Source organism: Streptomyces iakyrus, from assembly GCF_000717055.1.
GTDB lineage: Bacteria > Actinomycetota > Actinomycetes > Streptomycetales > Streptomycetaceae > Streptomyces > Streptomyces iakyrus.
In genome coordinates this window covers 201,211-226,250 of sequence record NZ_JNXI01000001.1, presented here as the reverse complement: position 1 = coordinate 226,250, position 25,040 = coordinate 201,211, and the positions used below count along the sequence as shown (strand labels likewise).

The 25,040-nt window shown below is 70.8% G+C and carries 21 protein-coding genes and 1 pseudogene; 7 read left to right on the top strand and 15 right to left on the bottom strand.

The annotated features are described in order from the left end of the window. Positions 1-86 precede the first annotated feature (86 nt). Entirely contained in the window at positions 87-1,067 is a 981-nt protein-coding gene (locus tag OO68_RS01005; RefSeq protein WP_209442526.1) for an arabinan endo-1,5-alpha-L-arabinosidase, read from the top strand. An 81-nt stretch (positions 1,068-1,148) separates the two neighbouring features. Here OO68_RS01005 and OO68_RS01000 read toward each other — a convergent pair whose 3' ends face one another. From OO68_RS01000 to OO68_RS00965, 8 genes are all read right to left on the bottom strand, one after another. Then, a complete protein-coding gene (locus OO68_RS01000; RefSeq protein WP_033306148.1) occupies positions 1,149-2,930 on the bottom strand; it encodes a pyridoxal phosphate-dependent aminotransferase in 1,782 nt (593 codons plus the stop codon). A 171-nt stretch (positions 2,931-3,101) separates the two neighbouring features. Continuing rightward, complete coding sequence (locus OO68_RS00995) at positions 3,102-4,250, bottom strand: aldose epimerase family protein (protein ID WP_033306147.1); 1,149 nt, start codon at positions 4,248-4,250, stop codon at positions 3,102-3,104. 56 nt (positions 4,251-4,306) lie between these two features. Beyond that, on the bottom strand, positions 4,307-5,551 hold the full coding sequence (mmsB, locus tag OO68_RS00990; protein WP_033306146.1) for a multiple monosaccharide ABC transporter permease: 1,245 nt from the start codon (positions 5,549-5,551) through the stop codon (positions 4,307-4,309). Next, positions 5,548-7,098: a multiple monosaccharide ABC transporter ATP-binding protein gene (gene mmsA, locus OO68_RS00985; protein WP_033306145.1), complete on the bottom strand. Its 1,551-nt coding sequence runs from the start codon at positions 7,096-7,098 to the stop codon at positions 5,548-5,550. The genes mmsB and mmsA overlap by 4 nt, the downstream gene beginning before the upstream one ends. 46 nt (positions 7,099-7,144) lie before the next feature. Next, positions 7,145-8,257, bottom strand: coding sequence for a multiple monosaccharide ABC transporter substrate-binding protein (chvE, locus tag OO68_RS00980; protein ID WP_358958517.1), 1,113 nt, complete (start codon positions 8,255-8,257; stop codon positions 7,145-7,147). Between the two features lie 138 nt (positions 8,258-8,395). Continuing rightward, positions 8,396-9,364 (bottom strand): hypothetical protein, encoded by a 969-nt coding sequence (locus OO68_RS00975; protein WP_033306143.1) that lies wholly within the window; start codon positions 9,362-9,364, stop codon positions 8,396-8,398. A gap of 123 nt (positions 9,365-9,487) precedes the next feature. Next, entirely contained in the window at positions 9,488-10,492 is a 1,005-nt protein-coding gene (locus OO68_RS00970) for a zinc-dependent alcohol dehydrogenase (protein WP_033306142.1), read from the bottom strand. Continuing rightward, positions 10,489-11,652 (bottom strand): mandelate racemase/muconate lactonizing enzyme family protein, encoded by a 1,164-nt coding sequence (locus tag OO68_RS00965; RefSeq protein ID WP_033306141.1) that lies wholly within the window; start codon positions 11,650-11,652, stop codon positions 10,489-10,491. Before OO68_RS00965 ends, OO68_RS00970 begins: the two co-directional genes overlap by 4 nt. A 248-nt stretch (positions 11,653-11,900) precedes the next feature. Here OO68_RS00965 and OO68_RS45190 point away from each other — a divergent pair, with 248 nt between their 5' ends. Then, the gene (locus OO68_RS45190) at positions 11,901-12,749 is read left to right on the top strand and encodes an SCO2400 family protein (RefSeq protein WP_033306140.1); all 849 of its coding nucleotides are present in this window, start codon (positions 11,901-11,903) and stop codon (positions 12,747-12,749) included. A gap of 832 nt (positions 12,750-13,581) precedes the next feature. Here the strand turns inward: OO68_RS45190 and OO68_RS00955 are convergent. After that, positions 13,582-14,031 carry a MarR family winged helix-turn-helix transcriptional regulator gene (locus OO68_RS00955; RefSeq protein WP_033306139.1) on the bottom strand — a complete coding sequence of 150 codons (450 nt, stop codon included), beginning with the start codon at positions 14,029-14,031 and terminating at the stop codon, positions 13,582-13,584. A gap of 102 nt (positions 14,032-14,133) precedes the next feature. On the opposite strand from OO68_RS00955, the gene OO68_RS00950 reads away from it, so the two are divergent. Beyond that, the gene (locus OO68_RS00950) at positions 14,134-15,156 is read left to right on the top strand and encodes an NADP-dependent oxidoreductase (protein WP_033306138.1); all 1,023 of its coding nucleotides are present in this window, start codon (positions 14,134-14,136) and stop codon (positions 15,154-15,156) included. A gap of 94 nt (positions 15,157-15,250) precedes the next feature. Then, the gene (locus tag OO68_RS00945) at positions 15,251-15,670 is read left to right on the top strand and encodes an organic hydroperoxide resistance protein (RefSeq protein ID WP_033306137.1); all 420 of its coding nucleotides are present in this window, start codon (positions 15,251-15,253) and stop codon (positions 15,668-15,670) included. A gap of 78 nt (positions 15,671-15,748) precedes the next feature. Here the strand turns inward: OO68_RS00945 and OO68_RS00940 are convergent, their stop codons facing one another. Together OO68_RS00940 and OO68_RS00935 are read right to left on the bottom strand one after the other, a co-directional pair. Next, positions 15,749-16,894, bottom strand: a complete 1,146-nt coding sequence (locus OO68_RS00940) for an EstA family serine hydrolase (protein ID WP_033306136.1) — start codon at positions 16,892-16,894, stop codon at positions 15,749-15,751. Further along, a complete protein-coding gene (locus OO68_RS00935) occupies positions 16,891-19,467 on the bottom strand; it encodes a M14 family zinc carboxypeptidase (protein ID WP_033306135.1) in 2,577 nt (858 codons plus the stop codon). Before OO68_RS00935 ends, OO68_RS00940 begins: the two co-directional genes overlap by 4 nt. Positions 19,468-19,610: 143 nt before the next feature. On the opposite strand from OO68_RS00935, the gene OO68_RS00930 reads away from it, so the two are divergent. Continuing rightward, positions 19,611-20,438, top strand: coding sequence for an EI24 domain-containing protein (locus OO68_RS00930; protein ID WP_033306134.1), 828 nt, complete (start codon positions 19,611-19,613; stop codon positions 20,436-20,438). Here OO68_RS00930 and OO68_RS00925 read toward each other — a convergent pair. Then, entirely contained in the window at positions 20,389-21,669 is a 1,281-nt protein-coding gene (locus OO68_RS00925) for a pyroglutamyl-peptidase I (protein WP_033306133.1), read from the bottom strand. The two genes, OO68_RS00930 and OO68_RS00925, sit on opposite strands and share 50 nt — an antisense overlap. A 116-nt stretch (positions 21,670-21,785) precedes the next feature. Beyond that, a pseudogene (locus tag OO68_RS00920) lies at positions 21,786-21,998 on the bottom strand (TetR family transcriptional regulator C-terminal domain-containing protein); the annotation flags it as partial. A 37-nt stretch (positions 21,999-22,035) separates the two neighbouring features. On the opposite strand from OO68_RS00920, the gene OO68_RS43560 reads away from it, so the two are divergent. Continuing rightward, a complete protein-coding gene (locus OO68_RS43560; protein ID WP_403551742.1) occupies positions 22,036-22,224 on the top strand; it encodes a fibronectin type III-like domain-contianing protein in 189 nt (62 codons plus the stop codon). An 81-nt stretch (positions 22,225-22,305) separates the two neighbouring features. Here OO68_RS43560 and OO68_RS00915 read toward each other — a convergent pair whose 3' ends face one another. Beyond that, positions 22,306-23,277, bottom strand: coding sequence for an aldose epimerase family protein (locus OO68_RS00915; RefSeq protein WP_033306132.1), 972 nt, complete (start codon positions 23,275-23,277; stop codon positions 22,306-22,308). 10 nt (positions 23,278-23,287) lie between these two features. Continuing rightward, positions 23,288-24,181, bottom strand: coding sequence for an SGNH/GDSL hydrolase family protein (locus OO68_RS00910; protein WP_033306131.1), 894 nt, complete (start codon positions 24,179-24,181; stop codon positions 23,288-23,290). 259 nt (positions 24,182-24,440) lie between these two features. Between OO68_RS00910 and OO68_RS00905 the strand changes: the two genes are divergently transcribed. Continuing rightward, a complete protein-coding gene (locus tag OO68_RS00905) occupies positions 24,441-24,935 on the top strand; it encodes a DUF3145 domain-containing protein (protein WP_031131293.1) in 495 nt (164 codons plus the stop codon). Positions 24,936-25,040 lie beyond the last annotated feature (105 nt).

Sequence of the window (25,040 nt, the reverse complement as noted above, 5' to 3'; positions counted from 1 at the left end):
GGTTCGATTCTACGGTCCGTTCGAACTTGCGATCGTTGTCCGAGATACCGGACAACGTTGTGACCCCCACCGCAAGGAGGATCCGCATGAGCCGCTCCATCCTGCGCACGAGAACCGCCCTGTTCGCCCTCCCCACAGCCTTCCTGCTCGCCCTCGTTCCGGGCACGGCGTCGGCGTACCCCAACCCCGGCCGGGTCACCGGCGACGTCGTCACCCACGACCCGTCGATGATCCGCACCTCGTCCGGCCAGTACCTGCTCTACGCCACCGGCGGCGGCATCGCCAACAAGACCAGCAGCGACCGCACGGCCTTCCGTAACGGCAGCGATGCCTTCTCCAGTCGGCCGGGCTGGTGGCGGAACTACTCGTCCGTGCCGGAGGCCTGGGCGCCGGACATCTCGTACCACGGCGGCAAGTACCTGATGTACTACTCCGTATCGAAGTTCGGCTCGAACACCTCCGCCATCGGCCTCGCCACCTCCAGTACCGGCCGGCCGGGCAGCTGGACCGACCAGGGCACGGTCTACACCTCGAACTCGGGCAGCGACTTCAACGCCATCGACCCGAACCTCTTCGTGAACGACGACGGCAAGTGGTGGCTGTCGTTCGGCAGTTGGTGGACCGGGATCAAAATGATCCAGATCAACCCCTCCACCGGGAAGCAGCTCTCCTCCAACACCACCCGGTACTCGCTCGCCTCCCGCCCCACCGGGACCAAGGCCGTCGAGGCGCCCTTCATCGTCAAACGGGGCGGCTCCTACTACCTCTTCGCCTCGTACGACACCTGCTGCAACGGGACCAGCTCGACGTACAAGGTCAAGGTCGGCCGCGCGTCCGGCGTCACCGGGCCGTACCGCGACAAGAACGGCGTCGACCTGATGAACAACGGTGGCACGCCCGTCCTGGAGTCGCACGGCAGCGTCATCGGTCCCGGCGGCCAGTCGATCCTGAAGGACGCCGACGGCGACCTGATCGTCTACCACTACTACGACGGCAACGACAACGGCACACCCAAGCTGGGCATCAACCTCCTGAACTGGAGCAGCGGATGGCCCGTCGCCTACTGACCCTGGAAAGTGACAGCGGTGCAGTCCCCCAGGGGCGCGGGGAACTGCGCGACCAGCCACCGCCCACCCGCACCCGCCGAACTACCCGGCCTGCCCCATCCCCGCCGCGTTGGGCCAGCTCTGCGCGGCGGGCCACCCCGTGGCCGGCGCCGGCGTCAGCCCGTTCGTGCCCCGCACCTGAGCCGCCGTCAGGCCTCCACGAGCCGGAACGCCGGGCGGCGTGGGCCCGGTGAACGGAGCGGCCATGGGCGAGGGCGCCGGAGCAGGAGCCGGGACCGGTGCCGGCGCCTGTGCCGCAGGCGTCAGCGGCGGGGCCGGGGCGGCCATCGGCTGAGGCGCGGGTTGTGGCACCGCCTGCGGCATCGGGGGCTGGGGCATCTGCGGCTGCGGCATCTGCGCCGCAGCCGGCATCGGCATCCCGCCGCTCGCACCCGCCGGTACGGCGGACGCGGCGGCGGGGAGCGGCATGCCGATGCCGGTGGCCGGAGCGGGAGCCGCAAGGGGCGCCGGAGCGGGAGCCGGGGCGGCGGCGAGCCCCGGCCCGCCCACGCTCGCGGCCGCGGCAGCAGGTGCGAGCCCCGGCTCGCCGGCCCCAGCGGCGGCCGGCGCCGCGGCCATCCCCACCGCCTGCGCGGCCAGCCCCCGCATGCCCGACCCGTTCGTCTCGCTCACCAGACGGTCCACGGCCGCCGTGCCCGAGCTGTAGCTGGTCCCATTGCCCAGCTCGGGCACGGCGGCTCCCCTCCTGGACGTCCCGTAGAGCACCTGTTCCAGGCCGGACACCAGGCGACGCACGTCCACCTGGGGGCGCACCACGAGACGCAGGAAGCGACTGGACGAGCCGATCTTGTTGCCGCACTCGCGGACCAGGATCCGGTGCTCGGTGAGCATCCGGTCCCGGACGACGGTGCCCTCGGCACCCACGGGGAGGCGCACGAAGAGGAAGTTGCCCTGCGACGGGTAGACCGTCAGCCCGGGCAGGGAGGAGAGCTGGCCGGCCATGTCGAGGCGGTCGCGGCGCACCTGCTGGAGGCTCTGCGCGTACTCGGCGCCGTGCTCCTTCAGCATGAAGACGACGTGCTCGGCGAAGGAGTTGAGGTTCCACTTGGGGAGCATCGAGCGGATGCGGCCCGCGAGCGCCGGGTTGGCGACGAGGTAGCCGAAACGGATGCCGTGCAGGCCGAAGTTCTTGCCGAGGCTGCGCAGTACGACGACGTTGGGCCGCAGCATCGCCTCCTGCACGACGGACGGTTCGGCCTCGGCGTCCGCGAACTCCAGGAACGACTCGTCGATGACGACCAGGTCGAGGTCGGCCATGGCGTCCATGAACTGGACGATGGCGTGCTTGTGCAGGAAGCCGCCGTCGGGGTTGTTGGGGTTGCAGATGACGGCGACGCGGGTGCCGCGGGCCCGGATGAACTCGGCGTACTGGGCGAGGTCGAGGGCGAAGCCGCTGGACTCCTGGAGCGGGAACATGTCGACCCGCTTGCCGGTCTCCATAGGCTGGTCGGTCCAGCGGCCGAAGGTGGGGACGGGGACGGCGAGGGACTCGCGTACCAGCAGGTGGTCGATCCAGGTGATGAGCTCGGTCGAGCCGTTGCCCATGGCCACGCACTGCGGGGGCAGCTGGAGCAGGCTGCACAGTTCGGCCGTGATGGTGTCGGCGCTGCTCGGGTAGTACGTGATGATGTCGCGCAGCCGGCCCGCCATGTCCTCGAACATGGCCGGGGTCGGGAAGTACGGGTTGCAGGGGATACAGAAGTCCACGGGGCCGGCTCCCTCGCCGCCCTCACGTGTCAGAGCCGCCATCGACGGGCTGTGTGCCGCGGTACTGCGGAACAGCGACGTGACGTTGTCGGCCATGGAACCTCCGTATGGGGCGGGTCCGCTGGGGACGGACGGACCCGACGTTTAAGGGCGGCCCGCGCGGGGGAGCGCGGGCCGCCCTTTCATACGGAGACCACTGGGGCACTGTTCAACCGTCGGGAAAACGGTCGGAACATGTGCTCCTTCTGTGAAGGCCTGTCAGGGGCCTCAGCAGCCGAACGTGTGGATGGTCGTCGTCCGGTACGTCTGCCCCGGCCGCAGCACCGTCGACGGGAACTTCGGCTTGTTCGGCGAGTCCGGGAAGTGCTGCGTCTCCAGGCAGAGCGCGTCGCCCTGCCGGTAGGTGCGGCCGGACGGGCCGGTCAGCGTGCCGTCGAGGAAGTTGCCCGAGTAGAACTGCAGGCCCGGCTCGTTCGTGGCGATCTTCATGGTGCGGCCGGAGGACGGGTCGCGCAGGGTCGCGACGTGCTCGGGCCGGGCGGTGATGCCCTTGTCGAGGACCCAGTTGTGGTCGAAGCCCTTGGCGGTCACCAGCTGCGGGTGGGAGACGCGGATGTCCCGGCCGATCGGCTTGGCCTTGCGGAAGTCGAAGGGGGTGCCCGCGACCTTCGCCAGTTCGCCCGTGGGGATCAGGCCCGCGTCGGTGGGCGTGTAGCGGGAGGCGGCGATCTGGAGCTCGTGGTCCTCGATCGTGCCGCTGCCCTCGCCGGCCAGGTTGAAGTAGACGTGGCTGGTGAGGTTGACGACGGTGGCCTTGTCCGTGGTGGCCTCGTAGTCGATGCGCCATTCACCGTGCCGGGTGAGCGTGTACGTCACCTTCGTCTTGAGCGTGCCCGGGTAGCCCATCTCGCCGTCGACGCTCGTGTAGTACAGGTGCAGGCCGACGTCGGAGCCCTTCACGAACGGCTCGACGTCCCACACGCGCTTGTCGAAGCCCTGGGTGCCGCCGTGCAGGCTCTGCTCGCCGTCGTTCACGGACAGCTGGTAGTTCTTGCCGTCGAGGGTGAACTTGCCCTTGCCGATGCGGTTGCCGTAGCGGCCGATCAGCGCGCCGAAGTACGGGGTCTTCGCGACGTAGTCCTCGAGATTGTCGAAGCCCGCGGAGACGTTGGCGTACCGGCCGCGACGGTCGGGGATCTCCAGGGACTGGACGACACCGCCCCAGGAGAGGACCTTCAGGCGGGTGCCGCCGTTCTCCAGCGACCAGCTGTAGACCTTGGTGCCGTCGGCCAGCTTGCCGAAGAGCGTCTTCACCGGCTTCCTGCCTCCCGTGGCGTGTGCCGTGCCGCCGAGCGTGGTGGCGGCTATGCCCGCCGCCGCTGCTCCCGCGATGACCGTGCGTCTGTTCAGTTCCATGTGTGCGGCTCCCGATAAGGAGAGGGCCCCGCCTGGTGGCGGGGCCCCGATCTGACTTACGAACCGACCTTGCGCTTGTTCCACACGTCGAACCCGACCGCCGCCAGCAGCACCATGCCCTTGATGACCTGCTGCCAGTCGGTACCGATGCCGACGAGGTTCATACCGTTGTTCAGCACGCCCAGGACCAGGCCACCGATGATCGCGCCGAGGACGGTGCCGACACCGCCGCTCATCGACGCACCGCCGATGAACGAGGCCGCGATCGCCTCCAGCTCGAAGTTGAGGCCGGCCTTGGGAGAGGCCGCGTTGAAGCGGGCGGCGAAGACCAGACCCGCCAGGGCCGCGAGCATGCCCATGTTCAGGAAGACAAGGAAGGTGACCTTCTTGTCCTTCACACCCGACAGCTTGGCCGCCGGGAGGTTGCCGCCGATGGCGTAGATGTGGCGGCCGATGATCGCGTTGCGCATGACGTAGCCGAAGCCGACGAGCAGCACGCCCAGGATGAGCAGCACGATCGGGGCGCCCTTGTAGCTGGCCAGCAGCATGGTGAGGGTCAGCACCGCGGCGCCGATCGCGACCAGCTTCAGCAGGAACAGCTTGGTGGGCGGGACGTCCAGGTTGAACTCCTGCTGCCGCTTGCGGTCACGGACCTCCTGGAAGATCACGAAGGCGATCATCGCGAAGCCCAGCAGCAGGGTGAGGTTGTGGTAGTTCGTGTTCGGGCCGACCTCGGGCAGGAACCCGTTGGCGACCTTCTGCAGCCCGTCCGGGAACGGGCCGAGGGTCTGGCCCTCCAGGAAGATCTCCGTCAGACCGCGGAAGATCAGCATGCCCGCCAGGGTCACGATGAACGACGGTATGCCGCCGTACGCGATGAAGAACCCTTGTACGGCACCCGCGACCGCGCCCACGGCCAGGCACAGCACCACCGCGAGGGGCCAGGGCAGATCCTGCTTGACCATGAACACGGCGGCCATCGACCCGACGAACGCCGTCAGCGATCCGACGGACAGGTCGATGTGGCCGGCGATGATGACCAGCATCATGCCGATCGCGAGGATCAGGATGTAGCTGTTCTGCAGCACCAGGTTGGAGACGTTGCGCGGCAGCAGCAGGTCGCCGTCGGTCCAGACGGCGAACAGGACCACGATCAGGCCCAGCGCGATGAGCATGCCGTACTGCCGCATGTTGCGGCGCATGCCGTCCATCACCAGCTGCAACAGGCCGTCGCCCGCGGCCCCTCCGCTCTTGCCCGGCGGCGCGGGGGCCGGGCTCTTGGCGGTCACGTCCGTGCTCATCGGGTTACCTCTTTGTCCTTCGTCATCTGACGCATCAGGGATTCCTGGGAGGCCTCGGCCCGCGAGAACTCACCCGTCAGCCGCCCCGCGGCCATCGTGTAGATGCGGTCGCACATACCGAGCAGCTCGGGCAGCTCGGAGGAGATGAAGACGACCGCCTTGCCCTGGGCGGCCAGCTGGTCGATGACCGTGTAGATCTCGTACTTGGCACCGACGTCGATACCGCGCGTCGGCTCGTCCAGGATCAGCACGTCCGGACCCGAGAAGATCCACTTGCTGAGGACGACCTTCTGCTGGTTGCCGCCGGACAGCTTGCCCACCGGCTCGAAGACGGTCGGTGCCTTGATGTTCATGGACTTGCGGAAGCCCTCGGCGACCTGCCGCTCCTCGTGCTCGTCGACCACACCGCGCTTGGCGACCTTGCCCAGGGCGCTCAGCGAGATGTTCCGGTTGATGGTGTCGATGAGGTTGAGGCCGTAGTGCTTGCGGTCCTCGGTGACGTACGCGATGCCGTGCTTGACCGCCTCGGGGACGGACTTCGTACGGATCTCCGTGCCGTCCTTGAGGACCGTGCCGCCCGCGTACCGGCCGTAGGTCCGCCCGAAGACGCTCATCGCGAGTTCGGTGCGGCCGGCGCCCATCAGGCCCGCGATGCCGACGATCTCGCCGCGGCGCACCTGGAGGGACACGTCGTCAACGACCTTGCGCTGCTGGTCGATCGGGTGGTGCACGGTCCAGCCCCGGATCTCCAGGGCCGGGGCCGCGCCCTCCTCGGGCTCGTGCGGCGACCGCTCCGGGAAGCGGTGCTCCAGGTCGCGGCCGACCATGCCGCTGATGATCCGGTCCTCGGTGGTCTCCTCGGCCTTCACATCGAGGGTCTCGATGGTCTGGCCGTCGCGGAGGATCGTCACCGAGTCGGCGACCTTGCGGATCTCGTTGAGCTTGTGGGAAATGATGATCGAGGTGATGCCCTGCTTCTTCAGCTCCAGGATGAGATCCAGGAGCTTGCCGCTGTCCTCGTCGTTCAGCGCGGCGGTCGGCTCATCCAGGATGAGCAGCTTGACCTTCTTCGACAGGGCCTTCGCGATCTCCACGAGCTGCTGCTTGCCCACGCCGATGTCGGCGACGCGGGTGTCCGGGTGGTCGGAGAGGCCGACCCGGCGGAGCAGCTCGGTGGCGTGCCGGAGGGTCTCGGTCCAGCTGATGATCCCCCGGGTGGCGTGCTCGTTGCCGAGGAAGATGTTCTCGGCGAGGGAGAGGTAGGGCACCAGGGCCAGTTCCTGGTGGATGATCACGATGCCGCGCTCTTCGCTGGCCCGGATGTCCTTGAACTGGCAGACCTCTCCCTCGAAGAGGATGTCGCCCTCGTACGTGCCGTGCGGGTGGACGCCGGAGAGGACCTTCATCAAGGTCGACTTGCCGGCGCCGTTCTCCCCGCAGATGGCGTGGACCTCGCCCTGCCGGACGGTCAGCGTGACGTCCGACAGCGCCTTGACGCCGGGAAAGGTCTTGACGATCGAGCGCATTTCCAGGACGGGTCCCGCCATGGTCGTGCCTTCCAATCAGTGGTGAATCGTCGGTCGGTGGCGGGGACTACTTGAGGTCGCTCTCCTTGATGTAGCCGGAGTCGACGACCTCCTTCTGGTAGTTCGCCTTGTCGACCGCGACCGGCTCCAGCAGGTAGGCCGGGACGACCTTCGAGCCGTTGTCGTAGGTCTTGGTGTCGTTGACCTCGGGCTTCTTCTTGTTGAGCAGCGCGTCGACCATGTTCGAGGACACCTTGGCGAGCTGGCGGGTGTCCTTGTAGACGGTCATCGACTGCTGGCCGGCGATGATCGACTTCACCGAGGCGACCTCGGCGTCCTGGCCCGTGACGACCGGCAGGGGCTTGCTCTTGGAGCCGTAGTCGTCGGACTTCAGCGCCGAGAGGATGCCGATGGAGATGCCGTCGTAGGGGGAGAGGACGGCGTCGACCCGCTGGCTCTTGTAGGCCGAGGTCAGGATGTCGTCCATGCGCTTCTGGGCGGTGCCGCCGTCCCAGCGCAGGGTGGTGACCTGGTTGAGCTTGGTCTGGCCGGAGCGGACGACGAGCTGCTTCTTGTCGATGTAGGGCTGCAGGACGTTCATCGCGCCCTGGAAGAAGTAGCGGGTGTTGTTGTCGTCGTTGGAGCCGGCGAACAGCTCGATGTTGAAGGGGCCCTTCTTGGAGCCGTCCTTCAGGCCGAGCTTCTCGACGATGTAGCTGCCCTGGAGCTCGCCGACCTTCTCGTTGTCGAAGGAGGCGTAGTAGTCGACGTTCTGCGTGCCGAGGATCAGGCGGTCGTAGGAGATGACCGGGATGTTCGCGTCCTTGGCCTGCTGGAGCACGTTGTTCATCGACTTGTTGTCGATCGCGGCGATGATCAGCGCCTTGACGCCCTGCGTGATCAGGTTCTCGACCTGCGAGACCTGCTGGTCGGGGTCGTCCTCGCCGTAGACCAGCTTGGTCTTGTAGCCCTTGGACTCCAGGTCCGCGACGACGTTCTTGCCGTCGGCGATCCAGCGCTCGGAGGACTTGGTCGGCATCGCGATGCCGATGGTGGCGCCCTTGGTGTCGCCTCCGCTCTCCTTGCTGCCCCCCTCACCGCTCTGGCCGCAGGCGGACAGGGTGAGGGCGAGGGACGCGGCTCCGGCTATGGCGGTGAGGGCGGCTCTGCGGTTACGCATGATCATCATCCTTGATCTGTGGCAGGGCTCGGTCTGAGGCGCGAAGTCGCTCCGGGTGGTCGTGCCGGAAAGACCGAGAAGAGATGTGTGGGATTGTGCGCGGCTGTGTCTTCTTTTGTAAGGCGAGTTTCCGGAACGTTATGACGAGATTTCGAACCGTTGCAGATCGCCCGGCAGCCGTGAGCCGAGCGGCGCCATGTCGCCGTCCGCCCCGTGGCGGGCCAGGAGGTCCAGGGCGAGCCGGCCGCGCCGCACCCGCTCCTTGGCGGTGGCCAGGGTCAGCTCCCGCATGTGGTGCCCATAGGGGTAGATCCCGGGCGCCTTGGACAGGCCGAACTTCAGGTAGAGCGGTGCGCCGCGCCGGATGAGCTCGGCGACCTCGTACATCCGCACGTAGCCGCCGAGGTCGTCGGGGGCCTCGATGTACATGTCCATCGGAGCGCCCGACACCCGCCGGATCTCGGTGAGGTGATCGAGCGTCAGGTCGCTCGGCACGTTGACCGAGTCGGCGCCGAGACGCTCGTAGACCGCGTACGCGGCCGGGTTGACCGGGCCGATGAGCGCGGAGACCTTGAGTGTCGTGTCGGCCGGGATGATCCCGGCGGCCCGTGCGCGGTGCAGCGTCCACAGCACGCCCTCGTCGGCGACGAGCAGGCACTTGACGCCCAACTCCGTCGCTCTGACGGCGTCTTCGACACAGCCGGCGACGGCGTCGTGGCCCCGGGCGCGCAGACCGGCCCCCCGCGAGTCGGTGCGCGTGGACCCGCCGATGTCCCAGGTGCCGCGCGGGCCGGTGAACAGGCAGAGCTCGATGTCGCGTTCACCGGTCGACTCGACCATCTCGGTGATCTCGGCGTCGGTCAGCATCCACACGCCGCTGCCCTGGCTGATCCGGTGGATCGGCACGTCCAGCCGCGAGGCCTCCTTCAGCACCACCGCGAGCGCCTCGGGCCCCTCGCAGGAGGGGATCTCGGTGCGCCAGCGGCCGCCGCCGGGGAAGGAGTGCGGCGAGGCGTCGGCGGGATCGGGGGCGGGCGCGCTCAGGCCCAGGGCGGTGAGCGCCTGCTCACCGGGCCTGCGGGCGGCCGGGGTGGGAGCGTCGGTCACAGGAATGTCCTTCGGTTCGATATTTCGGACGAGGTTCGCGGCTCTGGGTACGGCGAGGCTCGGAGTGGGGGTGGGTGTACGCCGGTACGGGAGCCGTCAGGTTGCCCCCGTACCGGCGTACGTCTAGGGGCGGAGCAGGACCTTGCCCACCTTGGGGTCACCGGCCCCGACCAGCTCGATGGCCTGCGAGAACTCGGTGAGGGGCAGCTCGTGCGTCACCAGCGGCAGCGGGTCGAGCAGCCCGGCGGCGAACACCCGCACCGTGTGCGCCCAGGCGTCCGGCGGAGCACCGAAGACGGTGTGCACCTCCAACTGCTTCACGACGAGGTCCGTCGGGTCGAGACCGTCGGCGCCGGGCGCCGGGATGCCGGTCAGGACCAGCCGGCCGCCGCGCCGGAGCAGCCCGGCCGAGATCCGGGCGGCGTCCGCGGACCCGGCCGTCTCGATCACCACGTCGAAGTCGTCCGGGAGTTCCTGGTCCTTGGTCCGGAAGTCCGTCGCGCCGTAACTCCGCGACAGCGCCTCACGGTCCCGGCGGGTGCCGACGACCAGCAGCTCGCCCGGCGAGTTCGCCTTCAGGAACTGCACGGCGAACATGCCGAGGGTGCCGGTGCCCACCACGGCGACGCGCTCGCCGGGCTGGGCGTTGCCCTTCAGCGCGGCGGCCGCGATACAGGCGGCGGGCTCCAGGAGGGCCGCGGCCGTCAGGTCGCAGTCGTCCGGGAGGGCGTGCAGGAGACGGGCCGGGAGGGTCAGCGTGGCCGCCATCGCGCCCGGCTGGGTGAACCCGGTCTCCTCGTAGCCGGCCGAGCACAGGGTCGTGTCGCCCGCGTGGCAGCGGTCGCAGACCTGACAGTTTCGAAAGCCCTCACCGACGACCTTGCGGCCCACGAGGGAGCCCGGGACACCGGCGCCCACGGCCTCCACCGTCCCGGACCACTCGTGGCCCGGGGTCAGCGGGTAACGGACGTAACCCTCGGGCCGGTTGCCCTGGTAGACCTCGCGGTCGCTGCCGCAGATCCCGGAGGCGTGCACCCGGACCAGCGCCTCGCCGGCCTCGGGCCGCCGGGGCTCGTGCGGCACGAGACGGTGTTCGCCCGGGGCGTCGATGACGACAGCGGTGCTCACTGCGAGCCCTTCGGCTTGCGCTGTTCCCAGCCCTCCGCCCAGAGGTCGAACCGGGCCTGCTGCTGGGGGAACTCGGCGGCGGCGTCGACGTCCAGCTCCACACCGAGGCCGGGGGCGTCGGAGAGGTGGAAGCAGCCGTCCTCCGGGTTCACCTGCGGGGCGCCCTTGACCACCTTCTTGATCTCCGCGTCGGCGAAGTCGTTGAAGTGCTCCAGGATCTTGAAGTTCGGGGAGGTGAAGCCGACCTGGAGGGACGCGGCGGTCAGCACCGAGCCGCCCACGTTGTGGGGAGCCACCAGCATGTAGTGGGTCTCGGCGGTCGCGGCGAGCTTCCTGGTCTCCCAGATTCCACCGATATGGCCGACGTCCGGCTGGATGATGTCGACGGCCTGGCTCTCGAACAGCTCCCGGAACTCGATCCGGTCGTGGATGCGCTCACCGGTGGCGACCGGCATGTCGACCTTGGCGGCGACCTTCTCCAGCGCCTTGAGGTTCTCCGGCGGGACCGGCTCCTCCAGCCACGCCGGCTTGAACGGCGCCAGCTCCTTGGCCAGGCGCACGGCCGTGGCGGGGGAGAAGCGGCCGTGCATCTCCAGCATCAGCTCGGCCTCGGGGCCGATGGCGTCCCGGACCGCCTCGATCAGCGAGACGGCGTACAGGGTCTGCTGGTGGTCCAGCTCGAAGTGGCCGGTGCCGAAGGGGTCGATCTTGAGCGCCCGGTAGCCGCGCTCCATCACACCCTGGGCGGCCTTGTGGTAGGCCTCCGGGGTCCGCTCGGTGGTGTACCAGCCGTTGGCGTAGGCCTTGACCTTGTCGGTGACCTTGCCGCCCAGCAGCTGCCAGACGGGAACGCCCAGGGCCTTGCCCTTGATGTCCCAGCACGCCATCTCGATCACGGCGATACCGGACATGACGATCTCGCCCGCACGGCCGTAGTCGCCGTACTTCATCCGCTTGACGAGGTCCTCGACGGCGAACGGGTCGGAGCCGAGAATGTGATTGGCCTCGGCCTCCCTCAGGTATCCGAGGAGGGCGTCGGTGTGTCCCAGCATCCGGGTCTCGCCGACTCCGGTGATGCCCTCGTCGGTGTGCACCTGGACGTACGTCAGGTTGCGCCACGGCGTCCCGACCACGTGTGTGCTGATTCCGGTGATGCGCACGGCGGTTGTCCCTCACAGGTTCGTCGGCTCAAGTTTCCGTCAGCGTTCCGTTCGGTGCGCCCTGTTCGAGATTTCGGCACACGTTCGAAATGCTGGCGTGACAGTAAGGATCCGGCGGCAGGGGTGTCAATGGGTCGCGCGCATAACGGTTTCGACAGTTTCGAAACCAGGGGTGAGGCGTGTCCCTACAGAACCTTCACAGCTGGATCTAGGAACGTGACCTGCGCGGAACTTAATCTTCCCGCGACATGGACTACTGCGACCCGTGCCGACGGCACCTCAACGGCGCCCTTGCCTGCCCGGGGTGCGGCACCTCGGCCGAAACGCTGCGCCGTTCGCGCGAGCCGGAGTATGGCGCGGGACCGGCAGTGCCGGGGTCCGACGGGCCGGATGCCTCCGCCGACGGATACGGCGACGCGTACGACGACGACCCGTACGACGACGACCCGTACGACGGCACACGCGGCGACGACGACGGTGATGTCGGTGAAGAAGACGCCGGTGAGGGCGACGGGGAGCACCTGGGGCGCGCCGCCCGGCGGCGCGGGCGTGGGCGTGGGCCGGTCGCCGAAGGGCCGGGCGGGGCGAGCCGGCGGGACCGCAAGGCCGCGGCACACCGCCGGCGCCGGCGTCGGACCCTGTTCGTGGCGGCCGGATTCGTGCTGGCGGCGGGCGGCCTGAGCCTCGCCGAACTCGGCATGGACGCCCCCGGTTCGACGCCGAAACCGGCTGCGGCCGGGGGCGAGTCGGCGGACGGGGACGCCTCGGTGGAGGCGGGGAAGCCGGGCGACGGTGCGGGCGGGAAGGCCGCCGGGGCTGAAGGTCCGTCAGGCTCGCCCTCGCCCGAGGCGTCCGACTCGCCGTCCGCTTCCGCATCCCCCGACGACGAGGAGTCGAAGTCCCCGAAGGACGACAAACCGTCGAAGGCTCCCGAGTCGGCGACGGCGGGAGGCGCCCCCAGCCGCCCGGCATCCGCCCCCACCGAGGCCCCGCCGGCCCCGGACCCGGCCCCGACGTCGGACCCGACCACCCAGCCTCCGCAACCGGAACCGTCCCCGTCCGAGCCCTGCAAGCGGTTCCTCTGGTGGTGCACGTAGGCCCTGACCGGGCGTCCGCGACTGGTGCGTGTCCGCTGACCGTGCGTCACCCCGGCCCGTTCGTCCCGGAGTTCCACTCCGCCAACTGGTCAGGTCGGCACGCGTGTCGGGGTCGTCGCCGCCGCGATGCCGGGATGGACGTGACAAGGGACCTGTCGCGCAGGGAAGTCGACCCCGGGCGGCCTTCGGCCTGTCGTACACGGCGATGGCCGGCGCCGGCACGGCCTCGGTGTTCACCGCGCTGCTTGCCGACCGCCGGGGCAGCCGGCCCGCCCTAGGGCGGGCTCGCTGCCGTCCGTGGCGAGCACGGCGCTGCGGGGCGGGCACGCGGCACGATCCACGTGCGGATCGCGATGACAACCCCGCAGGCGCCGGGGCCGGCCGCGGAGCCGGACAGCACGACGTCGACGTGATGGCGTCGACGGGATGGCGCCGGCCACGTCCCGCGGGTCGCCGAGCAGGCGGCCCGGCCCCACAGGCGCGTGCGCGGCGCCCTCACGCGGCCCTTGGCCCGCCGGCTCCGCCGGGGGCGGACCGGCTTGAGCGCCTCTGGCACGGTCGCGGCGTCCTCACGCGGCCTTGGCCCGTCGGCTCCGCCGGAGGGGGACCGGCCTCAGCGCCTCTGGCACGGTCGCGGCGCCCTCACGCGGCCTTGGCCCGCCGGCTCCGCCGGAGGGGGACCGGCCTCAGCGCCTCTGGCACGGTCGCGGCGTCCTCACGCGGCCTTGGCCCGCCGGCTCCGCCGGAGGGGGGCCGGCCTCAGCGCCTCTGGCACGGTCGCGGCGTCCTCACGCGGCCCTGGCCCGCCGGCTCCGCCGGAGGCGGACCGCTCTCAGCCCAGCATCCGCCGCAGCGTGTCCCGCAGCGCCACCCGTTCGGCCTCGGAGAGCCCGGCCAGGGGCTCCCCGGCGAACCGCAGTGACTCCCGCAGGCTCCGGGCCACCTTCCGGCCCTCGGGCGTAGCCGCCGCGACCTTCACCCGGCGGTCGGCGGGGTCCGGCCGCCGCTCGACGAGTCCCCGTGCCTCCAGCCGGTCCACGATCCCCGTCACATTGGACGGCTCGCACTTCAGCTGACGGGCCAGCCTGCGCATCGGCAGCGGTTCGAGGCACAGCAGGCTGAGCAGCCGCGCCTGCGCGCCGGTCAGGGCATGGTCCGCCGCCGCCGACTCGTAGTCCTCGTGGAACCGCGCCACGACCTCCCCGATCAGCTCGACGACTTCGAGGGTCAGCGGATCCGGGCGCTTGGTCATGTCCTGGGACGGCGGTGTGGTGGAGGCCATGCCATCGAGGGTACCCGGTTATTTGACAACCTGAAATTTTCAGGAGCATGGTTGTTTCAGGTACTGAAACATCCGCATCGAGCCAGTGAGGTAAGGCGCATCATGACCGACACCCCCACCCTCCCCGCCGTCAGCCGCGAGTGGCACCTGGCGAGCCGCCCCGTCGGCTGGCCGAAGCCCGAGGACTTCGCCTTCGTCGAGGCGGAGGTCCCGCAGCCGGGTGAGGGGCAGGTCCTCGTCCGGAACAAGTACCTCTCCGTGGACCCGTACATGCGCGGCCGGATGAGCGACGCGAAGTCCTACGTCGCCCCGTTCGAGCTCGGCAAGGTCATGCAGGGCGGTGCCGTCGGCGAGGTCGTGGCCTCGAACGCCGAGGGTCTGTCCGTCGGGGACCACGTCCTGCACTTCTTCGGCTGGCGTGAGTACGCGGTCGTCGGCGCGAAGAACGCCGTGAAGGTGGACCCGGAGGCCGCGCCGCTGTCGACGTACCTCGGCGTGCTGGGCATGACCGGCCTCACCGCCTACGCCGGCCTGCTGCGGACCGCCTCCTTCAAGGAGGGCGACACCGTCTTCGTCTCCGGTGCCGCCGGCGCCGTGGGCGGCCAGGTCGGCCAGATCGCCAAGCTGAAGGGCGCCTCGCGGGTCATCGGCTCCGCCGGATCGGACGAGAAGGTCAAGCTCCTCACGGACGAGTACGGCTTCGACGCCGCCTTCAACTACAAGGACGGGCCCGTCGCCCAGCAGCTGCGCGACGCAGCCCCCGACGGGATCGACGTCTACTTCGACAACGTCGGCGGTGACCACCTGGAGGCGGCCATCGGCTCCCTCAACGAGGGCGGCCGGATCGCCGTCTGCGGAATGATCTCCGTCTACAACAACACCGAGCCCGCCCCGGGCCCGAAGAACCTCGCCCGCCTGATCGCGACCCGCGGCCGCATCCAGGGCTTCCTGGTCGGGGACCACTACGACCTCCAGCCGCAGTTCGTGCAGGAGGTCGCCCCCTGGGTCGCCTCCGGCGAGCTGAAGTACCGGGAGACCGTCGTCGAGGGCATCGAGAACAACCTGGAGGCGTTCCTGGGCGTTCTGCGCGGCGACAACACCGGGAAGATGATCGTCAAGCTCTGACGCCTTCTGTTGGTTTCCGGTATGCGGTAAGTTTTTTCCGAATCCGCTCGGCCCGGGCGCGAGCCGCGGCGGACGACCGAAGGAACACAACCGCATGCCGATCCAGCAGTCCGACGTCCTGTACACCGCCGTCGCCACCGCCGAGAACGGGCGCGACGGGCGGGTCGCCACCGACGACGGCAAGCTCGACGTCGTCGTCAACCCGCCGAAGGAGATGGGCGGCAGCGGCGCCGGCACCAACCCGGAGCAGCTGTTCGCCGCCGGCTACAGCGCCTGCTTCCAGGGAGCCCTCGGCGTCGTCGCCCGGGAGGAGGGCGCCGACCTCACCGGCTCGACCGTCACCGCCAAGGTCGGCCTCGGCAGGAACGGGGACGGCTTCGGGATCATCGTCGAGATCTCGGCCGACATCCCCAAGGTGGACCGTGGGACCGCCCGCTCGCTGATCGAGAAGGCCCACGGGGTCTGCCCGTACTCGAAGGCGACCCGCGGCAACATCACCGTGACGCTGGTTTGACCCCGGTCGTTGCGTACGCGGAGGCCGCACCCTTGGACGTGGGGTGCGGCCTCCGCCCGTGCCCGGGCTCAGGGCTCCTCAGAGGGCGAGCGCCGCCGTGTGGACCGCCCGCACCAGCCGGTCGTTCTCCGCAGCCGCCCCGCCCGGGAAGGCGAACCGGCGGCGCGTGTAGCCGTAGGAGAGGCCGCTCCACGGGTCCGCGAAGGCCTGGGAGCCGCCCGCGCCGCTGTGCCCGATCGTCCCGGCGCCGAGAAACGGGTGCCACGTGTCAGCCGTCATCTGGAAGCCGAGCCCGAACGACTTGTGGGCCCGGGCCACCAGGTCGTGGCCGGTCGAGTGGACCTGGCCGAACTCCGCCACGGTGTCCGGCTTCAGCAGCGCCGGTTGCTCGCCCACCTCGCTGATCGCCGCCGCGTACATCCCCGCCAGGCCCCGCGCGGACGCCACCCCGCCCACCGAGGCCGGGCCCTTGGCGCGGATCAGCGGCATGTTCGGCAGGGAGACGAGGTCGGTCGGCTCCGCCGCGTTGCCGTTGAACGCGATCGAGGCCAGTGAGTGCGGGCCCGTGGCCGTGGCGTCCAGGACGGCCTGCTGCTCCGGGGTCGGAACCATCGGCTGGGTGGTGCGGAAGCGCGGTTCCTCGGGCGCGGGGAGGCCCAGGTGGAAGTCCAGCCCGTACGGAGCCCGGATCCGCTCCTGGTAGACCTCCTGGAGCGTGCGGCCCGTCGCGCGGCGCACGACCTCGCCGGCCAGGGCGCCGGCGCCCAGCGCGTGATAGCCGAACGCCGTGCCGGGGCGCCAGAACGGCCGCTGATCGGCGAGGCGTTCGGCGAGCTGGCGGTCGTCGGCCAGTTCCGCGAGCGTGAAGCCGGTGTCGGTACCGACCACGCCCGCCCGGTGGGCCAGCAGGTCCCGCACCGTCAGGGCGCCCTTGCCCTCGGCCGCGAACTCCGGCCAGTAGTACGTCACCTTGCGGTCCAGTTCGAGCGTGCCGTCCTGGACGAGCAGGGCCACGACCAGGTAGGCGGCGCCCTTCGTGGACGAGAACACACCGTAGAGGGCGTCCGCGCCGGTCCCCGCCCACAGGTCGACGACCTTCCGGCCGTGGACGTAGGCGCACAGCTGCCCCTCGTAGTCGGCTCGCTCTCCGGCGACGAACGCGGCGAACTCCTCGCGCACCGCCTCGAAGCCGTCCGCCACGGTGCCGTGGATCTCCTGCGTCATCCGCTCTCCTTGACTGAAGCGCTGTGTGCCACTGTGAACAATGCCCTCGCCACCTGCGGGAACTCCCCCTTGGGATGGTCCCGGAAGAGTGGTTCGGTGCCGAACAGGACCGTTCGGTCCCCGCTGACGACCGAGGCCTGCCCGGAGGCGGCGGCGGGCCCGCCGGTGCCGTCGCCGAGGGGCCTCCAGTGTCCGGAGACCAGCGGGTTCCCGGTCGCGTACGACTGCTCCACGCGGACGCCGGGACCCGGGTCGGTGAACCAGAGCGGGGCGTAGACGAAGCCGTGGGCCGGTGCGTCGCGCGTCAGGGCTCCCGAGTTCGTCACCCGCACCACGCCGTTCGCATCCGCGTTGCCCTGCACCGGCTTGACGGCCAGCCGGCCCGCCGCTGCGTTCAGGGCCGCTCCGGTCGCGCCCCGGCCGACCAGGCCGTGCCCGTCCAGGAAGATGTCCAGGGCCTGCCGGGCGGGAGCGGTCAAGGCCGCGCGGTCCAGGCCTGCGGACACGAACAGCACGTCTGCGCCGGACGTACGCCAGTCGAAGCCCGCGTTCAGAACGGCCGTCGAGACCGGCGTGACGTCGAAGCCCATCTCCCGCAGGGCGAACAGCTCACCCGGCGTGACGGCGGCCGCGACGCGCAGGCGGCGCAGCGGTGCCGTTCCGGTCTGCCGGGTCGCCGTGAAGGGCACGTCGTGGGCACGGGCGGCCGTGCGGGCCGCGCGGCGGGCCGACGCCGGGACGATCACGCTGCCGTCCGCCGCCCGCCGGACCGGGACGCCCTGCCGCAGCAGGGAGTTGAGGGCCGCGATCTCGCGCGGGTCGGTCAGCCGCAGCCGCAGGTTGCCGTGCGCGGGCACGTGGGCGACGGGCGCGGCCTCGCCGATCGCGCGCAGGGGTGCGCCCCGCAGGCTGCCCGACGGCACCCGCTCGACCGTGGCGCCCCACAGACCGCCCAGGCTCCAGCCGGAGATGTCGTACATCACCGAGACCTTGCCGCTGATGTCCCGGCCGTCGGCCAGCAGCACGTTCGCCATGCCGCGTTTGGGCTGGTGCATGTCGACGACGTACGAGCCGCCGGGGTGGGTGCGTCCGTCGAGCCGGAAGGGGCGGGTGGCGCGGGTGACCCGGACACCGTTGGCCAGCAGGTGGTCGACCAGGCGGGCCGCTGCGGGTCCCGAGCGCTGCGTGCGGGCCCCGGCGGGCGGGATGACGTAGGCGCGCGGGAACGTGGTCGTGTAGACGTCCTCCGGGCCGATGCCGGGGACGCCGGGAACCGTCTGGGGGGACACCGGCACCTGCGCGGCGCCCGTCGCGCCGCGGCGGAAGACCTCGATCTGGTCGCTGATCAGGGTGCCGCGGTGCTCGCGGACGTGGTCCAGGGTCGCGCGGATCGCCGCGCCCGCCACGGCCGTGTTGACCGCCGAACGGCGGCGCAGCTCCGGCACCGGCAGCTCGTCGTACTCCTCGTTGTTCACCGCCAGGGGGATCTCCACCGTGTGGGCGGCCACCGTGCCGTGGAAGGCCGCGTACTGCGGGGTGAAGATCGGAGGCCAGTCGTCCCAGCCCTCCTCCTGGTCGCGGAAGGGGATCTGGGCCGCCTCCACGCCGTCCTTCGCGGGCGTGTAGCCGAGGGCGTTGACCGCGGACTCCATGCCGAGGGCGTTGGCGTAGCTGTTCTTCAGGAAGAGGTCGTACTCGTAGTTCTCGCCGTGCGGGGGAGTGGTCGGCTCGATGAGGGTGCCGTTGACGTAGCCGTGCAGGTCGAGCAGGACGGCCGGCTGCTTGCCGATCTCGATCTGCCGCATCGCCCGCGTCTCGGGCTGGGAGGCGGTGACGAAGTCGCGGTTCAGGTCGAAGCCGCCTGCGTTGGCGCGGGTCCCGGCGATGCGGCCGTCCGGGTTGGCCGTGATGTTGAAGTACAGGCGGCTGTGCGCGAGGAGGTCTTTGGTCTTGGCGTCCTTCGCCGTCGCGAGCTGCTCGATGACCTTCAGGGAGGCGTCCGTGCCCTCCCACTCGTTTCCGTGGATGTTGCTGTTGACGAAGACCGGTGCCTTGTACTCCCGCTTGATCTCACGGGACTTGGCCGCCGCGGCGGGCGCGTTCTCGATCAGGTCGCGCATCCGCTCCTGGGCGCGGGCCTGCCGGGTGGACTCCGGGGCGGTGACGGTGACGAGGTAGAGGCGGTGGCCGCCGGCCGAGCGGCCCGTCACCTCCACGCTCACCCGGTCGCCGAGGCGTTGCAGGGCGTTCAGCTTCGGCGCGATCGCGTGGTACGGCGTGAGGCCCAGCTTCAGGGACTTGTCGCCGGAGTTGTGCGCGTCGGGGGAGAGGGTCTGGCGCCGGGGGTAGCCGCGGGTGTTGGAGGAGGCAGCGGAGGAGTCCGCGGTCAACGCGCGTCGCGCCGCGCTCGCGGGAGCCCGCGCCGCGCCGTCGTCCACGGCGGAGCCCTCACGGGTGACGGGTAACGGGTCCGCGCCGGCCGCGCCGGGGACGAGCAGGAGTGAGCCCGCCGTGGCCAGGGCCAGGGCGGCGATCAGTGCAGGTCTCGCGGGAACGCTTCTCGTGGTGCGCACGCGTGCCTCCTCCGGGGCTTCCTGAGATCGGTACGGCGAGGTGTACCGGTTCGACTCAACGGCAACAAGGGCGCCTTGGTGTCACCGAAGCCCCGCACGGCCCTGTAGGGGGGCGCCCCGGCCTGCCCCGATAGGGTTTCCCCATGCGCGATCTAGGGGCAGGTTTCCGGTACCTCCTGAAGGGCCAGCGGTGGGTGGCCCGGCACGGCAGGAGCTACGGCTTCGGCCTGCTCCCGGGCCTGATCACCCTCGTCCTGTACGCGGCGGTGCTGGTCGGGCTGGCGCTGTGGGGCGAGGACGCCGTGACCTGGGCGACGCCCTTCGCCGATGACTGGTCCAGCCCCTGGGCCGGCCTCTTCCGCGGCTTCCTGACCGCCGTGCTGTTCGCCCTCTCCCTGCTCCTCGCCGTCGTGACCTTCACCGCGGTGACCCTGCTGATCGGGCAGCCCTTCTACGAGAACCTCTCCGAGAAGGTCGACCGGGACGTGTCCCCGGACGGGCACGCCCCCGAGTCGGGGCTCCCGCTCTGGCGCGAACTGTGGATCTCCGCCCGCGACAGCCTCCGCATCGTGGTGCGGGCCGCCCTGTGGGGGGTACTGCTGTTCGGGTGCGGCTTCATCCCGGTGGTCGGGCAGACGGTCGTCCCGGTGATCGGCGTCTTCGTCACCGGGTTCTTCCTCACCGAGGAACTGACCGCCGTCGCTCTCCAGCGCCGCGGCGTCGAACTGCGCACCCGCCTCGCCCTGCTGCGCTCCCGCAAGACCCTCGTCTGGGGCTTCGGCGCGCCCCTCGCCGCGGCCTTCCTGGTGCCGTTCGTCGCGGTGTTCCTGATGCCGGGCGCGGTCGCGGGCGCCACCCTCATGGCTCGTGACCTGCTGGACGAGGAGATCCGTGAGGGCGGCGAGAAGGGCGATCAGGCGGCTACTTCGTTTCCGCAGCCACCCTCAGGATCGCCTTCACCTGGGCGATGATGTCCAGCCGGTTCCGCACGAACTCCGGATCGGTGACCTCGGTGGTGTTCCCGGCCCCGAACTGCAGCACCGGCGTGTGCACATGCCCGCCCGGCAGCGTGTCGCGCAGCCCCAGCCGGTCCCGGAGCAGCGTCGCCCGGTAGGCGATCTCGTTGGAGAGGTAGTCCCCGCCGCCGCCCGCCCGAGCGGTGGAGCCGGGGGTCGGCCCCTCGGGGCGCACGACGGGCTGGGTACCGCCCGCCGGGATCTCGGTGACGCTCGTGTTGTCGTACACGGGGAAGCGGCCGGTGGGGGCGGCGACGATCGCCGCGTACGGCAGCGTGGTCGTCGTCCACTGGGGCTGCGAGGCGGGGTCGGCGACCGGGACGGTCTCGGTGCGGCCGACGTTCTCGTTGTCCCCGAAGCCGCCCCGCCAGGCCCCGTTGGTCCGCTCGATGTCGAAGCGCCCGACCCGCCCCTGGCTCACCGTCGTGAAGAGGTCGACCTTCGGCAGGTGCGGCCGCAGGGTCCGCTCCACCGTGCCCTCGGTGAAGTCCCGCCAGCGCACCGGGAAGACGGCCGTCTCGATCCGGGCCGGGCCGTCGGCCGTCGCGATCACCGTGCCGTCGAGGGCCAGCGCGGTGGCGCCGGACGGGTTGGAGATGCGGATGTCCCGGTCCAGCGTGAACGGGTCGAAGCCGGTGAGCAGGATCCGCTTCAGGCCCGTGCCGTGCGGATACCGGATGGTGTCCTGGCCGCGCGAGGAGCGCTCCAGCTCGTCCAGCAGCGCGGCCCGCTGCCCGTCCGTCAGACCGAACGCCGGCTCCCAGGTGCGCACTTCACGCGTCATGCCGAGCCGCGCCCAGTACAGCGGCCGGTCGTCGTCCCGGCTGAGGCCCGCCCGTCGCCCACCACCACCCTTCCAAGGAAGCGCTTCGCGCCCTTCGTATTCGGCCGGGCCGCGCCCCTGCGCCCGGTCGACGGCACGCTGCCACAGCCGCGCGCCCTCGCGCGTGACCGCCCGGCGGGCCTCCCCGTAGGTGCGGGCCGTTTCCAGCGCCCGGGCCAGCCGCGGGGCCACGGTGTCGAATCCGGAGCGGCGCAGGATCTCCTGCGGGGCGGCTCTGCCGAGCCGCTGCTCCTCGACGGTGGGGGAGGAGGCCGCCGGAGTGGCGCTCGCGGCCGTCGGGGTGGTGAGACCGGTCAGCAGGGCGAGGCCGAGGACGCCGAGGCGAACGCGTATGGAGTTCAAGGGGGTTGGGGCCTTCCGTCGCGGTGGGGGGTCGGTGCCGGACGGACCGCAGTATCGCGTGCCCGGTGTGGTCCACGCCATGGTGGAGGGCGTGGCCGCCGTACCCGCGCGCCGGTTCAGCCCTCGCCCTCGCCGAGCAGGGTCAGGAAGTCCCGGAACGCCGCCGCCATGTCGACCGACTCCGGGTCCAGCAGCCACTGGTACTGAAGCCCGTCCAGGACCGCCACGAGGAGGGGGGCGGCCCGCTCGGGGGTGAGGCCGCTCGGCAGCCGGTCGCCGTACTCGGCGCGCAGCACCCCGGCCATGCCGTCCCGCACCCCGGCGTAGCGGCCGGCCCCGACGACCCCACCCGCCCGGGCACGCCGGCTGGCCGGCTTCGCGAGCGTCGGGGCCGCACCGGGCGCGAGCGCCGAGGCGACGGTCGAACTGCCGCGCCGCGCTTTCGAGATCTGGGACGAAGCGACCGGCTCGTGGTCGTTTGTGAAGGGTTCGTACGAGATCCAGGTCGGACGCTCGATCACGGACCGCAGGATCACCGCGACGATTAACGTCTGATCCGGGACAAGTTCCCCGCCGAGCAGCCCCGGCCCGGGACCTGACCTCCGGACCGGGGCTCTTGGTCTGTCACGGACCCCCTCAGCGGGTGCCGAACCCGTACACCGTCTCCGAGCGGAACACTCCGCCCGGCCGCAGCACCGTCGTCGGGAACTCCGGCCGGTTCGGCGAGTCGGGGAAGTGCTGGGTCTCCAGCGCGATGCCGTCACCGGGCGCGAAGGGCCCGCCCAGGTGGTCGGCGGTGTACAGCTGGAGGCCCGGCTCGGTGGTCGCCACCGTCAGCACCCGCCCGGACGCCGGGTCGTGCAGCTCGGCGACCTCCACCGGAGCGTCCGTCACACCCTTGTCGAGCACGAAGTTGTGGTCGTAGCCGCAGCCGGTCTTGCGGGCCTCGCGGAAGTCGAAGCGCGTGCCGGTCACGTCCTCCGGACCGCCGGCGGGAATCAGGTCCGCGTCGACCGGCGTGTACCGGGAGGCGGCCAGCCGCAGCTCGTGACCGCCCGCGTCACCGGAACCGGCCAGGTTGAAGTAGCTGTGGTTGGTCAGGTTGACCACGGTCGGCGCGTCCGTCACCGCCTCGTACGCGATCCGCAGCGCACCGCTCGCGTCGAGCGTGTACGTCGCCGAGACCTCCAGACGCCCCGGGAAGCCCTCCTCGCCGTGCGGGCTGCTCCGCGTCAGCCGCACCCCGTGCTCCACGGGCTCCGCGTCCCACACGCGCTTGTCGAAGCCCCGGGCTCCACCGTGCAGCGAGTTCGGTCCGTTGTTCGGTTCCAGCGCGTACGTCCGGCCGTCCAGGGTGAACCGGCCGCCCGCGATCCGGTTGGCGTACCGCCCGACCAGGGCCCCGAAGTACGGCTCCGGGTGGGCCAGGTAGCCGTCGAAGTCCGGGAACCCCAGCACCACGTCGCCGGCCCGGCCCTCGCGGTCCGGCACCTCCACGGACTGCACGATCCCGCCGTACGACAGGACCCGCACCCGTACACCGGCCCGCTCCAGGGTCCAGCGGTGCACCGGCGTCCCGTCGGAAAGTGTTCCGAAGAGTTCGTTCATGTGCGGAACTCTAAGTCAGGGGCTTCTCCGCGGTGACGGTGCGGTACGCGATCTCCGCCAGCCGGGCCTGTCCGTTCACGCTGGGGTGGAAGTAGTCCCAGCGGCTCAACTGCGTCGTGCCGAAGCGGTAGTCGTACACCGCGCCCCCGTCGTAGCGGCAGCGCTTGTCCTCGGCGCAGACGTCCTTCAACACCTCGTTGTAGTCCTCCACCCGCTGCTGCACCGTGTTCCGCCGCAGGGTGGCCGCCGAGTCCAGGGCGTCCGGGTCGCCCAGCATCGACGGACAGATGCCCAGCTTCCACACCTGCTTGCCCATCGGGCTGGTGCGGCCCTCCGACCAGAGCCGCTTCAGGTTCGGCACGCTCGCCACGAACACCTGCGCCTTGGGCAGGGCCTTGCGCAGGGAGCGCAGAGAATCCTCGAAGTCGGCACGGAAGGCCGAGACCGGAGTCATCTCCGCGGGCGTCGACCGGCAGGCGTCGTTCGCCCCGACCATCACCGTCACCAACTGCGGCCTGCGCCCCACCGCCCGGGCCATCTGCCCGGGCAGATCGGCCATCCGGGCCCCGCTCACGGCATAGTTCCAGCTCCGCTGCGCCGCCCCGGTCCTCCCCAGCAGCCGCACCGCGAGCGAGTCCACCTCGGGACTGCCACCCGTCGCCCAGGACGCCTCCGGACAGTCCGACAGCACGTCACAGGCGTCGAACCCGCGCGTGATGGAGTCACCGACGGCCGCGACGGAACCAGGGCTGCGATCCCACAAGGACGTGGGCTTCACAGACGGCTTCGCGGACTCGGACGGGGCGGCGGCATCGCCCCCCACGGCATCACACCCGGTGACCCCCAGCACGCCCGCCGCGACGACGGCCAGAACGCCCCGTGTACGACGGCCTCGCTTCCGCATCCCTGGTCCATCCCCTCGCCACGCCGTGCCTGTCTCCCCAACCCATAACAACGCACGAGGGTTCCCGGCCGGTCAGGTGCAACGGCTCACACCCGTACAAGCGTCCCCATGGGTGAATGGCAGGCGTTTCCCGGCACCTGGACCGACCGTACGTCGCACTCCTTGCGCCACCGCACGGTAGCCTCGCCATCAACGTGACCCGCCCGGTCACAGCCGTTCCGCCCGTTTGCGTCATGTCCCGCTCTGCCCGGAGGTTCCGGTGACGACACGTGGAGTTCTGTACGTGCACTCCGCGCCGCGCGCGCTGTGCCCGCACGTCGAGTGGGCCGTCGCCGGGGTGCTCGGCACACGCGTCAGCCTGGACTGGATCCGTCAGCCGGCCGCCCCGGGCACCTGGCGCTCGGAGTTCTCCTGGCAGGGCCAGGCGGGCACGGCGTCCAAGCTGGCCTCGGCGCTCCGCGGCTGGCACCTCCTCCGCTTCGAGGTCACCGCGGAACCCTGCGCCACCGCCGAGGGCGAGCGCTACAGCTGCACCCCCGACCTGGGCATCTACCACGCCGTCACCGGCATCCACGGCGACATCCTCATCCCCGAGGACCGGCTCAGAGCGGCCCTCCAGCGCAGCCGCCAGGGCGAGACGGACCTGGAGGCCGAGCTCAACAAGCTGCTCGGCAAGCCCTGGGACGACGAACTGGAACCCTTCCGGTACGCAGGCGAAGGCGCCCCGGTCCGCTGGTTGCACCAGGTGGTGTGACGCCTTCTTTCAGAGGCGCGGGGAACTGCGCGACCAGCCCCCACAGCCCCGCACCCGGCACACGACGCAACACAGAACGGCGAATGGCCCGAACCCTTCTCAGGG